At 44.1% G+C, this 16,408-nt stretch carries 13 protein-coding genes; 11 read left to right on the top strand and 2 right to left on the bottom strand.

The window, feature by feature from the left end; genetic code table 11:
- Positions 1-53: 53 nt before the first annotated feature.
- Positions 54-1,457 carry an amino acid permease gene (locus C8322_RS04245; RefSeq protein ID WP_004815018.1) on the bottom strand — a complete coding sequence of 468 codons (1,404 nt, stop codon included), beginning with the start codon at positions 1,455-1,457 and terminating at the stop codon, positions 54-56.
- Between the two features lie 322 nt (positions 1,458-1,779).
- On the opposite strand from C8322_RS04245, the gene C8322_RS04240 reads away from it, so the two are divergent.
- Positions 1,780-3,126 carry an alanine/glycine:cation symporter family protein gene (locus C8322_RS04240; protein ID WP_111810403.1) on the top strand — a complete coding sequence of 449 codons (1,347 nt, stop codon included), beginning with the start codon at positions 1,780-1,782 and terminating at the stop codon, positions 3,124-3,126.
- Between the two features lie 75 nt (positions 3,127-3,201).
- Here the strand turns inward: C8322_RS04240 and C8322_RS04235 are convergent, their stop codons facing one another.
- Positions 3,202-3,630 (bottom strand): hypothetical protein, encoded by a 429-nt coding sequence (locus C8322_RS04235; RefSeq protein ID WP_103799925.1) that lies wholly within the window; start codon positions 3,628-3,630, stop codon positions 3,202-3,204.
- Between the two features lie 187 nt (positions 3,631-3,817).
- Between C8322_RS04235 and radA the strand changes: the two genes are divergently transcribed.
- The 10 genes from radA (at position 3,818) to C8322_RS04185 (ending at position 16,287) form a co-directional block, all read left to right on the top strand.
- Complete coding sequence (radA, locus tag C8322_RS04230) at positions 3,818-5,203, top strand: DNA repair protein RadA (RefSeq protein ID WP_004815011.1); 1,386 nt, start codon at positions 3,818-3,820, stop codon at positions 5,201-5,203.
- 121 nt (positions 5,204-5,324) lie between these two features.
- A complete protein-coding gene (locus tag C8322_RS04225) occupies positions 5,325-6,332 on the top strand; it encodes a Tim44 domain-containing protein (protein WP_108675392.1) in 1,008 nt (335 codons plus the stop codon).
- A gap of 248 nt (positions 6,333-6,580) precedes the next feature.
- On the top strand, positions 6,581-6,925 hold the full coding sequence (locus C8322_RS04220) for a hypothetical protein (RefSeq protein WP_008302367.1): 345 nt from the start codon (positions 6,581-6,583) through the stop codon (positions 6,923-6,925).
- A 1-nt stretch (position 6,926) separates the two neighbouring features.
- A complete protein-coding gene (locus C8322_RS04215; RefSeq protein WP_108675393.1) occupies positions 6,927-8,702 on the top strand; it encodes a PepSY-associated TM helix domain-containing protein in 1,776 nt (591 codons plus the stop codon).
- Positions 8,699-9,037 (top strand): DUF3325 domain-containing protein, encoded by a 339-nt coding sequence (locus C8322_RS04210; RefSeq protein ID WP_111810402.1) that lies wholly within the window; start codon positions 8,699-8,701, stop codon positions 9,035-9,037. Before C8322_RS04215 ends, C8322_RS04210 begins: the two co-directional genes overlap by 4 nt.
- Positions 9,038-9,134: 97 nt before the next feature.
- Positions 9,135-9,659, top strand: a complete 525-nt coding sequence (locus C8322_RS04205; RefSeq protein ID WP_111810401.1) for a tetratricopeptide repeat protein — start codon at positions 9,135-9,137, stop codon at positions 9,657-9,659.
- Between the two features lie 305 nt (positions 9,660-9,964).
- Positions 9,965-11,347, top strand: a complete 1,383-nt coding sequence (ahcY, locus tag C8322_RS04200) for an adenosylhomocysteinase (RefSeq protein WP_048882425.1) — start codon at positions 9,965-9,967, stop codon at positions 11,345-11,347.
- Between the two features lie 214 nt (positions 11,348-11,561).
- Complete coding sequence (gene metF, locus C8322_RS04195; protein WP_108675396.1) at positions 11,562-12,398, top strand: methylenetetrahydrofolate reductase [NAD(P)H]; 837 nt, start codon at positions 11,562-11,564, stop codon at positions 12,396-12,398.
- A 106-nt stretch (positions 12,399-12,504) separates the two neighbouring features.
- Positions 12,505-13,215, top strand: coding sequence for a 16S rRNA (uracil(1498)-N(3))-methyltransferase (locus C8322_RS04190; RefSeq protein ID WP_108675397.1), 711 nt, complete (start codon positions 12,505-12,507; stop codon positions 13,213-13,215).
- A gap of 195 nt (positions 13,216-13,410) precedes the next feature.
- Positions 13,411-16,287, top strand: coding sequence for a putative bifunctional diguanylate cyclase/phosphodiesterase (locus C8322_RS04185; RefSeq protein ID WP_008302354.1), 2,877 nt, complete (start codon positions 13,411-13,413; stop codon positions 16,285-16,287).
- The last annotated feature ends 121 nt before the right edge of the window (positions 16,288-16,408 follow it).

The following is a 16,408-nucleotide window of genomic DNA, read 5'->3' as shown; positions in this document are numbered from 1 at the left end:
TCTTTAGACAAAAAAAAACGCCAGCAGATCGCTGACGTTTTTATTGATATGGATTATTTATGTTTCTGTTTATAGAAGCCTAAATAGCCCAAAATCAGTAGAACAAACCAAATCGGACTGACCATCAAGGCACGGCGAGTATCATCTTCTAATGCCAGCACACCAATCATGCCGACAAAGAAAATAATCACGATCCAGCAAGTCACCAAGCCACCTGGTAGCTTGAATACTGATTTGGCATGTAGCTCTGGACGGGTACGGTAATAAATCATGTAACTCCAGATAATCATCAGCCATACACAGATAAACAGGATGGTTGATAATGTTGTCGCCAATGTAAAGGCTTCAACAGTATTCGGTACAAAATACTGTAATGCCGCGCCTAATAATAAGCAGACTGCAGAGAAATACAGGGCATTGGCAGGTACAGCACGAGGGTTCAAACGACCGAAAGCTTTCGGTGCCTGTTCTTCACGCGACAGACCGAATAGCATACGGCTGGTCGAAAACACACCGCTGTTCATCGAAGACATTACGGATGACAGCACCACCAGATTCATGATGATCGCAGCAGCTGCAATACCGGCTTGGCTAAACAGATTCACAAATGGAGAAACACTTGGATTAATCTGATCCCATGGCGTCACAGACATTACAATGACTAGAGCAAGTACATAGAAAATAATGATACGGATCGGAATCGAGTTCACCGCTTTTGGCAGGTTACGCTCCGGGTCTTTGGTTTCCGCAGCCGTGGTGCCTACAAGCTCAACACCCACAAAGGCGAAAATTGCAATCTGGAAACCAGCCAAGAAACCCATAGCACCCGTCGGGAACAAACCACCATGATCCCAAATGTGCGCAAAGGATGCAACCGTACCGGCATCATTGGTAAAGCCGGTGAAAATCATCCACAGACCAACCGCAATCAGTACTACAATCGCAATAATTTTGATCAGGGCGAACCAGAATTCCATTTCACCAAAGAGCTTCACGGTGGCCAGATTCAGCCCCATGATAAAGACAATAGAGGCGATACTGATTAATACCCCTTCGCCCGGGGTAAATGGGAGACCATTATTAAAAAACTGTAAATAATAAATAATCGCAGACAGGTCGGCAATTCCGATCGTAATCCAGCATAACCAGTAGGTCCAGCCGACAAAATAGCCCGCCCATGGTCCGATCAGATCCGTAGAGAAGTCGATAAATGACTTATATTGTAAATTTGACAGTAATAACTCGCCCAATGCACGCATCACGAGAAATACCATGAAACCGATGATCATATAGATCACCAGAATCGAAGGCCCTGCCAGACTAATGGTTTTACCTGAGCCCATAAACAGGCCGGTACCAATAGCACCTCCAATCGCAATCAGCTGCAGGTGTCGATTGGATAAACTACGCTGCAGCTCGCCGTTTTCGGACGGCGAACCAGTATGATGACCTGACATTATTTTTCAACTTCGATGTCTAATCGCGACAAATTAACGCAAAAAAGGGGGAATACAAAAAGAAAATTCGCATCATTTGTATTTTCCACTTAATCTTAAAAGTTAATTTATTTTTCTTATATAACGAATAGGTTCTCTTTAGTCGTAGAAGCTCCGGATAAATTTCCTGCATATTTGTTGTAAAAGTTCCGAAACTGTGTAAAAAATAAACCTATAAAAATGTCGTGAATAGTGCTGAGGATGAGCACGTCTGGCATGTCATTTGCTTGATTAAAATTAAGTGAACTTTAAACTGATACTCAGGACGAATAAGAAGAACTTTATGCAAAATTTACAAAGCATCATGGAAACCCTCAGTGGTTGGGTCTGGGGTCCATATATGCTGGTACTGATTGTCGGTACTGGTGTATTCCTTACTTTCCGATTACTTTTCTGGCAATTCCGTATGTTGCCACTGGCCTTTAAACAGGTTTTTGGCAAACACCCTTCCCACGAAGGCGATATTTCCCAGTTTAGCTCACTCATGACCGCCCTTTCTGCCACCATTGGTACCGGTAATATTGCAGGCGTGGCAACTGCCTGTGTCTTGGGTGGCCCAGGTGCAGTTTTCTGGATGTGGATGACTGCCCTGTTCGGTATGGCGACCAAATATGGCGAAGGCGTTCTGGCGGTAAAATACCGGGTAAAAAATGAGAAAGGTGAAATGTCGGGCGGTCCGATGTATTACATCGAACGCGGCCTGAAATGGAAATGGCTAGCCTTAATTTTCGCATTTTTTGGTGCTGTTGCCTCTTTCGGGATCGGCAGCTCGGTACAGTCTAATACGGTAGCACTGGCCGTTGAAAATGGTTTTGGTCTGGAAACCTGGATTACAGGCGTGATCATCACAGCCTTTTCTGCACTGGTGATTCTAGGCGGGATTAAATCCATTGCCAGAGCTTCTTCCTTTATTGTACCGATCATGGCGATTGGTTATGTCGCGGGCGGTCTGATCATTATTTTTAACAATCTGGAGCTGGTTGGTCCTGCCCTGAAAATGATCTTTACCTATGCATTCACCGGTGAAGCAGCAGTTGGTGGCGCTATTGGTGCAGCGATTCGCTACGGTGTAGCACGTGGTGTATTCTCGAATGAAGCCGGTATGGGTTCAGCACCGATTGCCGCCGCTGCAGCAAAAACGGATCACCCGGCTCGTCAGGGCCTGGTATCGATGACAGGTACTTTTATTGATACCATTATTGTCTGTTCGATTACCGGTATTGTGCTGGTGATGGGCTTTATCATGGCGGGCAATGATTTTGGTGGTCAAACTGGTGCGGTACTGACCATCGGTGTATTCGACAAACTGTTACCAGGCGTTGGTGGTTGGGTCGTGACTTTCGGCATTATCTTCTTTGCCTACTCCACTATTCTGGGCTGGAGCTACTACGGCGAAAAATGTGCGACTTATCTCTTAGGTGAAAAGTTTTTTTTGCCTTACCGCATTATTTACATTGCGACCGTATTCATTGGCTGTATAGCTACACTGGATCTGGTCTGGCTGTTTGCCGATACTTTCAACGGTCTGATGGCGATTCCAAACTTGATCGGCTTGTTATTGCTTTCAGGTGTGATTGCCAAAGAATCGAAAGACTTTATTGCCCGACGCAAGTCTGGTGAGCTTTATTAATATAATCCAAAGCCCTAAAGAAAAAAGCCACTGTAAAAGTGGCTTTTTTTTACGGTCCCAGTGTTCTAAACGAAATCAGTTCAGACGACCTGAAAATTCATCGTCATCATGATTTTGATTAAGATTCAGAAATTCCTCACGATCTGCTTCAATCTCAAGCGCAGTTTCCAAAGATAAGACAAAAAATAGTACGCCAGGAATTTTCATTTCCCCTTCGCTATCTTCCAGATGGTCACTCAGCATTTGATAGATTGGGTTGGCTTCATCAAATGGCACATCGATATAAAGATCACCTGAATAGCTTTCAATCACACCGGGTTGTTCAATCCCCATACATGGTGCAAAAGCAATTTGGCGTTGCTCCAGCCACTCCATCAGATTCTGGCGCAGGTGATAGGAGTCAGCATCTGCATTTTCATGTTCATAATTTTCAAAATGTACAAATAATACATCACGGTCTTTTTCACGTGCGATTGCATCAATATGTTGCATATGTTGTGGCATGTTTGGTTTCCTGTTCCCGTGATGATTAAGGTCATTATAGGGTGTATTTGATGCTTATGTAGAGAAGCAGATGCAGATACGTCACACGCTGACGTAAAACAGCGAATTTTTCAGGGGAAGATCTTGGTTTTCAGTGGCATTCACCGCTATGCTGTAGCCCTATTCCCAATCTTGTTTTTCGGAAACTATGGCTAAAGCAAAAAGTGTCTATCGTTGTGAGCAATGTGGTGCAGACCATCCTAAATGGTCTGGTCAGTGCGCTGAATGTGGTGAGTGGAACAGCTTGCTGGAAGTCAACATTGCACCTGCGGTGACTCATCGTGCCCAGCCTAAAATTGGCGGCTATGCTGGTCAGGCCGCTGCGATTACCACGCTTAATAAAGTTTCCGTTTCACATGAAAGTCGCATGCCGACCGGAATTGGAGAATTCGACCGGGTTCTGGGTGGTGGTCTGGTGACAGGTTCCGTTGTACTGATTGGTGGTGATCCGGGGATTGGTAAATCGACTATTCTGCTACAAACTGCCACACATATGGCCGCGGGTAACAGTTCCGCACTCTATGTGACAGGTGAAGAATCTTTATCTCAAGTGGCATTACGCGCTCAGCGTTTAGACTTGCCAACTGAACATCTTAAAGTCATGGCAGAAACCTGTGTAGAACGCATTTGCGAAGTGCTGGCACAGGAACGACCAGCAGTTGCAATCCTCGACTCGATTCAAACACTTTATACCGAAACCTTGCAGTCTGCACCGGGTGGCGTATCACAGATTCGTGAATCAGCAGCGCTCCTGACCCGTTTTGCCAAAAATAGCGGAACTGCCCTGTTTATTGTCGGTCACGTCACCAAAGAAGGTGCACTCGCAGGTCCGCGTGTGCTGGAACATATGGTGGACTGTGTTCTATATTTTGAAGGTCAGTCGGATTCGCGTTATCGAATGATCCGTGCAGTAAAAAACCGATTTGGTGCGGTGAATGAGCTGGGGGTATTCGGCATGACCGATAAAGGTCTGCGTGAAGTCTCCAACCCGTCTGCCATTTTTCTGAGTCGTTATGATGAAGCCATACCCGGTTCAATTGTGATGATCAGCCGCGAAGGTACACGTCCATTGCTGGTTGAAGTTCAGGCACTGGTCGATGATGCGCATGGTCAACCACGTCGTGTAGCATTAGGTCTGGAACAAAACCGTCTGAATATGCTGTTAGCCGTAATGCATCGTCATGGCGGCGTACAAACCTCTGGTCAGGATGTCTATGTCAATATTGTCGGTGGTTTAAAGATTACCGAAACGGGTTCTGATCTGGCCGTTCTACTTGCCTGTGCATCGAGTATCCGTGGTAAAGCTCTGCCGCAGCAACTGGCTGTGTTTGGTGAAGTTGGTCTATCAGGAGAAATCCGTCCGGTACCCAATGGTCAGGAACGTCTCAAAGAAGCCATCAAGCATGGTTTTAAATATATTATCCTGCCGCGTGCCAATGCCCCGCAGAAAGAAATTCCGGGCGTACGCTTTATTGCGGTTGCCCGTCTGCATGAAGCCCTCAGTGAAGCCATGACTTTAAGTGATGAACTGTAGGATTCAATTTGTAGCACTCAGTTTGGAATTTCGGTAAAAAAATACAGTTTTTTGATTGAAATTCCATGTAAAGCCTATATAAATAGAGTGTTCAAATATATTTTTTACATAGGAAAACTGAATGGAAGTTCGACAGCGCGGTTTGATCGCGGGTTTCTTGACTGCAGCATTACTGATTGCGCCTCTAGCTGCTGAAGCAAAACGTGCCGGTGGTGGTAAAAGCCATGGTATGCAACGTTCTGCTGCGCCGACTCAGACTTATCAGCAACCCCGTCAGGCAGCTCCTGCACAACAGGCTCCGACTGCAGGTGCAGTAACTCAGCAAAAATCTGGCCCTGGTGTGGGTGGTATGGTTGCTGCGGGTGTAGCGGGTGCTGCAATTGGTGCCGTCGCAGCGAATGCTTTGGCAGATGACAACGCGGCATCTCAAGCACAAGTTGAAGCTGTTCAAGAAGAAGAACAAGGTGGTATCCCAGGCTGGATCTGGATCTTACTTGCTGCAGCTGTTGCCTTCTTCATTTTCCGTAAAATGGGCGCAAAAAAAAAAGTAACTTCTAGCAATCCATTCGCTCCAAACAGTGGTGCTGGTTCGTCAGCACCATTTGGTCAAGCACCTGCTGCACCTCGCGGTGGTGATAGTACCAATATCTTTGGTCAGAATGTCGGTGGTCAAACACCTGGCAATAATGCCCCATTTGGTTCTGCTCCGGTAAATAACGCGCCGTTTGGTACTGCTTATACTCAAAGCGGTAGTCAGCTGCCTGATGGTACTGAACCTGCTGCCTTCTTGCGTGTTGCGCGTCAGCGTTTTAACCATATTCAGTCTATGAATACGGCGAGCAACATTTCAGAAATTCAGCGTTATCTGACCCCTGACCTGTATCAGTCTATGTATAACGACATTATGGCGAATCAGGATCAGGATGTTGCTGAGTTCTCTAACCTGAATGCCATGGTTGTAGATTCATCAAATGAAAATGGTCAATACGTAGTGAGCGTACGCTTTACCGGTACAGTAAGTGAAGACCTGAACAGTCTGCCACAGCCATTTGCTGAAGTTTGGCACTTTGTAAAACCTGCAGGTTCTAACCAGGACTGGCAGGTTGCGGGTATCCAGCAAGAAAGCTAAGACTTAAGTATTTTTAATAAAACAGCGGCCTTCGAGCCGCTGTTTTATTTTCAGTATTGGGTTCCCATGCTGTGCTTCAAAATCTTTTATTCCCCTATTTATTACTGCTTAAACTTACACTTCATTTTAATTATTTAAAAGATCTTTAAAAATAGTTATTTAAAATATAAACAATAATTGTTATCATTCGCATCAATGAAATTCCCACAAATAAATAGACAGTATTTTCAATGACCAGCAGTCCTCATATGGATCTTACAGCTACTGAAAAATTAGCTGTCCCCAATCCAGTCATCCGATCTAAAAAGAAAGTGCAGCCCAAACTCACGGCTTATCGCTTTATGATTTTCTACCGTTTCATACTTGCTGCTTTAGGCGGATATGCTTTAGCCACTTTTGCAGCCATGGTCATTGCTCAGTACTTCAGTGATTATCAAAGTAGTGCTGCCATATCCGCCACTATGATCGCTTTTCTTTTACAGACAGGGGCTTTCATCTGGGTATTTATGGTCAATAAAACCCTAAAAGCGACGCTAGGCATTTTGGTTCCAGCTGGGTTGTTCTATATCGCTTACCAGTTTTTAGGGAAATAAGATGAGACCAGATGCAAAACCGGAAGGTCCACGCCAGTCAATGTCATGGTTGCATACTTGGGCCAGTTTAATCTTGGGCTGGCTGCTTTATGCGATTTTTCTGACAGGTACATTAAGTTTTTTCCAGAATGAAATTACTATCTGGATGAAACCAGAGTTGCACCAGTCTGTTCCGCAAGCCACCCAGATTGAACAGACCCGAGTGGCACTCGCCTATTTACAGAAAAATCATCCTGATGCGGGTAGCTGGGCCATTCAGCTGCCGCATGCTCGTCAGAACTATACCACGCTCAATATCCGTGGCGCTGGTGAAGATCCTCGTGCACGCCGCGGCGGCACACGAATTACTTTGGACAGTGCAACCGGTGAAGTACTAGAAGCACGCGAAACCCGTGGTGGTAGTTTCCTGTACCGTTTTCATTTTGATTTATATGGCATGCCACGTATGTGGGCACGCTGGATTGTCGGGATTGCGACTTTACTGATGATGGTAGGGATTATCAGCGGGATTATTACCCATAAGAAAATCTTTAAGGATTTCTTTACCTTCCGCCCAGGTAAAGGACAACGTTCATGGCTAGATGCACACAATGCAACCGCGGTATTTGCACTTCCCTTCCATATTATGATTACATTCAGTGGCTTATTGCTGCTGTTATTTACCATCATGCCTTGGGGAGTAAACCAGATTTATGAAAATCGTGGTGCTTTCCTCCAAGATCAGCGTAAAACTTTAATTCAGGATAATGGTCAGGAAGCTGAATCTCGTGCAGGTCGTAGCGAACGTGGCGGCGAAGTGGCTGGTCGTGGTGAAGGCCGTACTGAAGCTGAAGAACGTCGTCCTCATGGGGCTGGTGAAGCACGTGGCGAACGAGGTGAAATGGCAGGTCGTGGTGAAACACGTCGATCTCGTGACGAAAACCCCTCTGCCCGTCCAGCGCCTTTAACCGATCTGGCACCGGTTTTGGCAGCTGCGGAAAAAGAATGGAATAACAATCCGATTGGTACCATCACCATTATTCGGCCAAATACCAGCAAAGCTGAAATCGAATTACGTGCTCTGAATGGTGTTAGTGTTGCCTATCGTAGTGTGTACCCAAGTCTGGAATTCAACGGCGTAACCGGTGCGCTCAAACCGGATCAAACCGAACTAAAAACACCTTCAGTCTCGAATGGCATCTATAACGTGCTGACTTCACTGCATGAAGCACGCGGTGTGGATCTCGTCCTGCGCTGGTTACTGTTCCTGTCCGGTATTGTCGGCACACTAATGATCGCTACTGGTCTGATTCTATGGTGTGTAAAACGCGCACCGCAACAGCAGAAACAGGGCTATAAATCTTTTGGTTATCGTACGGTGGAAGTGACCAATATCGCAGCAATTATTGGTCTGCCCATTACCTGTGCTGCTTACTTCTATGCCAATCGTTTTATTCCGGTGGAACTGGAAATGCGTGCCAACTGGGAAATCCGTACCTTTTTTATAGTATGGGTGCTGACTTTCTTCTATGCCATGATCCGAACTCATCGTCAGGCCTGGTTGGAGCTGTTAGCACTGGCAACTGCTTTATTTGCCCTGCTTCCGGTCATAAATGTCCTGACTGGTGGTCAGCCAATCTGGAATACTATAGCGAATGGTCAATGGGTCATTGCGAGCTTTGATCTGGCTATGTGGCTACTAGCTGTTGTGTTCTGGCTTGCCTTTAAGAAAGTGAAAAATCACCAAGGTCTGCCTGCTAAAAAAGCCAAGACTACAGCTGTGGAGACTGAAGTATGATGTTCTTCTTATTCATCTGGTCTGTATCTGCACTGGGCTTTATTGCCCTGGCTGCTTCAATGTCTAAACATCAAAAACAGATATTTGGCAAAGAACTGGATGCTGGCAAAACCCGACTAGCCACACTTGCTGGCTGGGGACTGCTGATCATTGCGCTAATTTTTTGCCTGTTTAGCGGTACGATCAGCAATATGGTCAGCTATTGGCTAGGTAGTCTGACTTTTGCAGCATTAGCAGTTGGTCTGAGCCTGACTTACTTTGAATCAAAAATTAAAATAATCAGTATTGGCTTTGTGCTCATTGCATTCATTTCTGGACTAATTTGCGTATTTTAAGCTCAATTTAATTTCTTTTATAAAAAAGCCAGTCTTCGGATTGGCTTTTTTATTTTGAACCTTTTAATCTACATGCAAAGATTTTTGAGATTTTGACATGACCGAGCGTGTTTCTCCCCCTGCCACTCTGGCAAACCGCGCACTGGCAGGCAATGCCGAAGCACAATTTGAACTTGCCGAACTATATATGCACAGCGAGCATGAAGATGACATTATCCTGGCTGAAGAATGGGCACTAAAAGCAGCGAACGGCGGTCTGGTTGAAGCCATGTACTGGCTCGGTGAAGGTTATACGGTTTATGCCAAAGAAATTGCGGAGGAAGACCTGGAAGATTCTAAAGCTCACTTTGAGTTAGCTTATTACTGGTTGAGCAAAGCCAATTTCGAAAAACACCCAGCGGCGACTTTAGAACTGGCAGGTTTTTATCGTCGTGGTGATGTGGTTGAAAAAGATGTCGAAAAATCTATTGCGCTGGTAAAACAGGCCGCTGAATGGGGTGAAGTTCAGGCCATGCGTGACCTTGCCTTTATCTATGCCAATGGTTTGGGTGTGGTAGCAGATGACATACAGGCAAATTACTGGACACAAAAAGCAGACGAAGCTGAGCAGGAAATAGAATAAAGAAAAAGCCCATCGGATGATGGGCTTTTTTATGAGAATTGAATCTGATTTAAGCTTTTAAAAGAATATTTATTTTTCAAAATATTTTGCAAATTTTCTTATTAGTCAGATATTAAACAATTTCGGATTGGAACCAAATTAATTTCCAAGTACAATACCCCGCTAGTCGAGGGATGCTGCGACGTTTTACAGGTACGAAATGTAAAAGCGCCAGGCTCGACGATCGGTCCATCTTTTTCTAGACAGACCAACAACGGCATCCGCGAACTGAATGATCAATTATTGTTTTTTATAAGGAGATCGTGATGAACGCGGTTAATGCTTCATTTACAGATTATAAAGTTGCCGATATTTCACTGGCTGACTACGGCCGTAAAGAAATCAAACTTGCAGAAGCTGAAATGCCAGCCCTAATGGGTCTGCGTAAGCGTTACTCTGCTGCTAAACCACTTGCTGGCGCTAAAATTTTGGGTTGTATCCACATGACAATCCAAACAGCTGTTCTTATCGAAACTTTGGTAGAACTGGGTGCTGAAGTTCGTTGGACATCTTGTAACATCTTCTCAACTCAAGACCACGCTGCTGCTGCCATTGCTGCGTCTGGTGTTCCAGTATTTGCCTGGAAAGGCGAAACTGAAGAAGAATACATGTGGTGTCTTGAACAACAAATCAATGTAAACGGCACACCTTGGGATGCCAATATGATTCTGGATGATGGCGGTGACTTAACTGCACTTGTTCATGAAAAATATCCAGAAGTGTTAGCGAAAATCCACGGTATTACTGAAGAAACCACAACAGGTGTGCAACGTCTGCTTGAAATGTGGAAAGACGGTTCACTTAAAGTGCCTGCAATCAACGTAAATGATTCAGTAACTAAATCTAAGAACGACAATAAATACGGTTGCCGTCACTCGCTAAATGATGCGATTAAACGTGCAACAGATATGCTGTTATCTGGTCGTCGTGCACTGGTCATTGGTTACGGTGACGTAGGTAAAGGTTCTGCACAATCGCTTCGTCAAGAAGGCATGATCGTACGTGTTTCTGAAATTGATCCAATCTGTGCAATGCAAGCATGTATGGACGGTTACGAAGTTGTATCTCCATACAAAAATGGCGTGCAAACAGGCAAGAAAGAAGACGTAAATGCTGACCTTCTTTTAAACACTGACTTGATCGTAACAACGACGGGTAACTACCACGTATGTGATGCTGCAATGCTTGATACATTAAAAGCAGGTGCTGTGGTATGTAACATCGGTCACTTTGACACTGAAATCGATACCAACTACTTACGTGGTTACAAGTGGGTTGAAGTGAAACCTCAAGTACACCAAGTATATCGTTCAGAAAACGAAAATGATTACCTGATCCTTCTTTCTGAAGGTCGTCTGGTGAACCTTGGTAATGCAACAGGTCACCCATCACGTGTAATGGACGGTTCTTTTGCTAACCAAGTATTGGGTCAAATGCATTTATTCGCTGAGAAATTTGCTGATCTACCTGAAGAGCAAAAACAAGCAGCGATTCGCGTTGAACTTCTTCCTAAGAAATTAGATGAAGAAGTTGCGGCAGCCATGGTTGCAGGCTTTGGTGGTGTGTTAACGCAGTTAACGCAAGAACAAGCGGATTACCTTGGTGTAGCTGTTGAAGGTCCGTTTAAGTCTGACGCTTATAAATATTAATTGATTAATCCCTCTCCCTAACCCTCTCCTGAGCTTGCTTCAAGCACTGCTTTGAAGCTCAGCGCAAGAGAGGGAATATTCATTACAATGTGAATATTTTACGAGGGTAAGTCCTCTCCTGAGCGAGTTTTAAGCACTGCTTTTAAACTGAGCGCAAGAGAGGATTCAGGAGAGGTGAAAAATATTAATAAGTATTTATAAAAAGGATTTAAACATGTCTAAACAGATTCCTATTTCTTTTGAGTTCTTCCCAACCAAAACTGATGCTGGTGCGGAAAAACTTAAAGTAGTTCATCAAGAACTACAATTGTTAAACCCAGAATTTTTCTCTGTGACTTATGGCGCGGGTGGTTCAACACGCGAACGTACTTTATCTACAATCAATGACTTTAATGGTAAAGGGACGCCAGTTGCCCCTCACCTTTCATGTATTGGTGATAGCAAAGAACGTATCGCAGAATTATTGGATTTATATAAATCTCAGGGTATCAACCGTATTGTGGCACTGCGTGGTGATTTACCATCAGGTCAAGTCGGTTTAGGTGAATTACCATACGCGCAAGATTTGGTTCGTTTTATCCGTGAACATTCAGGTGATCATTTCCATATTGAAGTGGCAGCCTACCCTGAAATGCATCCACAAGCAGATAACTTTGACGCTGATATCAAACGTTTCTGCGAAAAAGCCCATGCTGGTGCCAATACTGCACTTACACAGTTCTTCTTTAATCCAGATGCGTACTTCTACTTTGTAGAACGTATCCAAAAAGAAGGTGTGAATATTCCTGTCGCACCGGGCATTATGCCAATTACCAATGCCAGCAATTTAATCCGCTTTGCCGATGGTACAGGTGCAGAGATTCCACGCTGGATTCGCAAGCAATTGGCAACTTATGGTGACGATACTGCATCCATCAAAGCATTTGGTCATGAAGTGATCGTTAAACTTTGCGAACGCCTGATTGCTGGCGGTGCACCAAGCCTGCACTTCTACACCATGAACACCACTGACCCTACACGTCAACTTGTAAAAGACTTAGGTCTTGCATAAGTTTTGAGGCGGTATTTTCCCTCCTTAATTTATCCCTTTGGGAGCAATACAGAGGGGGCGTAAAAAAATACCGTCTTGTTTTGTTCCACTTGAGAGTAATCCTTAAATGCCACGTTTTTTTATTGAAGCAGACTTAAATGTTGATTCCACGGTTGAGTTAACTGAAACCGTTTTTCATCATTGGGTGAAGGTATTACGTGCTCAAGTCGGTGAAAAAGCTACCCTGTTCAATGGACAAGGTGGTGAATATGAAGTTGAACTTGTAGAAGTTGCCAAAAAGTCAGCTAATGTACAGGTTAATAGCTTTAACCCAAGCAACCGCATGCCAAAATTCAAAGCTTTACTGGGTCAGGTCATGAGTAAGGGCGACCGTATGGATTATGCCATTCAAAAAGCGGTTGAACTTGGTGTCTCAGAAATTCAGCTTTTAACCTCTGAGCGCTGCGAAATGCGCCTCAAGTACGATCGTGACCAAAAAAAGCTCGATCACTGGCAAGCTATTGCTACGGCAGCCTGCGAACAATGTGGTTTGAATATTGTTCCAAAAATTCTCCCTCCGATGTCACTAGAAAACTGGTTGCAAAGTGAACTTCCTCAAACCAAGCTCGTGTTGGCTCCAAACAAAGATGAAGTGGATGTTCTTTACAATGCAACACCAGACTTGGCGTTACTCATTGGTCCAGAGGGCGGACTCAGTGAAGCTGAAATCTCTGCTGCCAATACTCATGGATTTGTGAACTGGTGTATTGGTGAACGTGTTCTGCGTACCGAAACTGCGCCTGTCGTAGCTTTATCTATTTTGAACTACAAATTTTAATTTCTCTCAATGATCAATTTTACTTTATCGTATTTGTAAAAATTTGTGAGGCTTTTGATTGATTTTTATATATTGGCACTTTAGTCTTAATAAGATAAAAATGAATGACCTATTAAATGATAAAAGTTACTTATTTAAGGGGCTTAATAAAAACAATGCAGTACCACCCTTACGTAGATTAAAGGCATCTTAATCATGATTCATAATCAGGATGATTATATTCAGCAGCAGCTAAACAGTGCACAAATCGTGAATACGATTCGTCACAGTCGATACTTTTTAATTAGTATCCTGCTGGTATGTCTTTATATCTTCTGTATCTACCAGTTACATTATCATCCGGCAGACAACTACCTGAATCTCTGGTTTATTCTTACCGAGATGGTGGTCTGCATGTGCTGGCTGATTAGTACCGTCTACTTTAAACCGAATGAGTTTAAGCTGGAAACTGCTCACCGCTGGCTACAAATCCAGTGTCTACTGGTAGGTATCTGTATTTCAACCGGGATTTTTACCCTGTATGTTCATTTGCCGCGTGTAAATCCATCTTTTGAACTGATTGAAGCATTGACCCTGACTGGCTTGCTGATTATGGTGACTCAAGCTTTTGGTCTCACCTATCTCACGCAAAAACTGAGTTATTTCTGCCTGATATTCTTGCCGTCCCTGGTCCCATTCTTCTTTCTGCAGATTACGGAATCCTCTTCACTTAATCCGTTTTTCAGTCTGGCATTGAACTTTTCTGTCATTGTAATTTTGCTGTGTGCCAATAGTACTTACCGTATTCATCAACGTACTTCACGTCTATATGCAGAGAATAATCTGTTAGTAACAAATGCTGAACAGCAAGTTACCTGGACCGATGAACTGTGTAAACAGTTACAAACTGAAGTGAATAAATCCAAAGATATCGAACTTCAGTTACAGCTCAATAATCAGCTGCTGGAACAAAAAGTACGGGAACGTACTTATGATATCGAGCAGATTAATCTTGCCTTACAGGACCAGCATCAGAATCTGGAACTTGCGCATGAAATTGCGGGCATCCGCCCGTGGGACTGGAACATTAAAGATCGAACCATTACCCTAACTACGCATACACAAGAAAAAATCCAGCGCAGTTCCGGTCAGCATCAGGCACAACTGCATCATCTGATCCATCCGGATGATCTTCGTCATTTCAAAGATATGATGAAACAACACTTACGCGGTCAGGTAGAGCGCTATGAAGCCACCTACCGCATCCAGAATACCCAAGGGGTATGGGGCTGGGTTCATGATATCGGGCGTGTCATCAGCCGTGATCCAAAAACCAATAAACCCGTACGCATGGTCGGTATTCGCCGTGATATTCAGCAGGAACGTAATTCTCAGGAAGGATTAAAACTTGCAGCCAGCGTATTAGAGCAAGCGGCTGAAGGTATCTTTATACTTAATCAAGAGCTGAGCTATATCGAAGTTAATCCTTTTTTCGAGCAACTTTCTGGTTTTGAACGTCAGCAAATTCTGGGCAAGCACCTGTTTGATATTACGGTAAATACCAAATCTCAGCAGCGCAGTGTACATGCCAATATCATCAAGCAGGTCATGAAGATTGGTTCTTTTGATGGCGAACTTAATGAAAAATTCTTGTCCGGCAAAGAGATGCCACTATGGCTGCATATCAATGCCATTATGGATGATGAAGGCCGTATCACCCACTATATCGGGATTGTGTCAGACCTGACTGAACGTAAGCTTCAGGAACAGCGTCTGTCTTATCTGGAAAATTATGACACCCTGACCGACTTACCAAATCGTTTCTATTATAACTATCAGCTGCACCAGTACCTGGTGACACAAAAAGATTCCATCAAGCAGATGGCGGTGATTCGAATCAATATCGACCGTTTCCGTCCGCTGAATGAATATCTGAGCAACAACGGTGGTGATGAGTTATTACGTCAGGTGGCACAGCGCTTACGCTTAACCAATGCTGAAGCCATGTTTGTTGCGCATTTGAATGGCGATGACTTTGCCATTTTGTATGAAATCTCGCATATTCGCCCTTCCGTGCAGGAACATTGTGAGCATATTGCGAAAGCCTTTAGTCAGCCATTCAATATCTTTGGTCAGGACTATGAAATTACGCTTTCAATGGGGGTAGCTTTTTATCCTGATCATGGCCGTCAACTGGACTATCTCAATAACTGTGCCGAACAGGCACTGAGTGAAGCTAAGAATCTCGGTGGGAATACCATTCACTTTTATTCAAGTGAAAATACTGCCCTGCTGGAACAAGGAATTTTCATTGAACGCGATCTGCGTAAAGCCATCCAGAATGGTGAACTGATCGTCTATTATCAGCCGAAGATCAATCTTAATGACCAGAAGATCTACGGTTTTGAAGCCTTAATCCGCTGGAATCATCCGGAGAAAGGCATTATTCCACCGGGGATGTTTATTCCATTGGCAGAACAGACCAGTATGATTTCGGAAATCGGTCAACTGGTGATACAGCAAACGGCAAAGCAGATCCGTAAATGGAATGACCAGGGTTTCCATAATATCTGTATTTCAGTGAATATTGTGGCGCAGCAACTCCGCCGCGGCCAGTTACTGGATGATCTGGATGAAGCGATCAAACTGAACTGTATTTCTGGTTCGAATCTGGAACTGGAAATTACCGAATCTTCATTGGTAGAAAATTCTGAAACTGTAATGAATGTGCTGAATCAGATCAAGGAACGTGATATCAACATTTCCCTGGATGACTTTGGTACGGGCTATTCGTCCCTGTCTTATCTGGCAGAGTTCCCAATCGATATTTTAAAGATTGACCGCAGTTTTGTATCCAAAATTGGTGAATCCAAACAGGATGCTATTGTCAGTGCAATGGTTGCAATGGGCAAAGCCATGGGAATGAAAGTAGTAGCTGAAGGTATTGAGACAGAGCAGCAGCTAGATTTCCTGCGTCAACTCGGTTGTGATATTGCACAGGGCTATCTGTTTTCCAAGCCGCTTCCTGAACAGCAAGCGACCGAATTTCTTGAACAAAATATGACACCTGAGACTTATACCTATCAGGTATAAATCCAGACCTAAGACCAATTATTTCTTCAAAAAACGGGTGCGTTTGGCTGGGCTAAGCGCACAACTAGTGATATATTCTCCTGTATTCCGCGGTTATGTTACCTGCAATTGGGTAATTATT

The organism is Acinetobacter sp. SM1B (genome assembly GCF_003289665.1).
Lineage (GTDB): Bacteria > Pseudomonadota > Gammaproteobacteria > Pseudomonadales > Moraxellaceae > Acinetobacter > Acinetobacter schindleri.
This window is presented reverse-complemented; position numbering and strand designations above follow the sequence as displayed.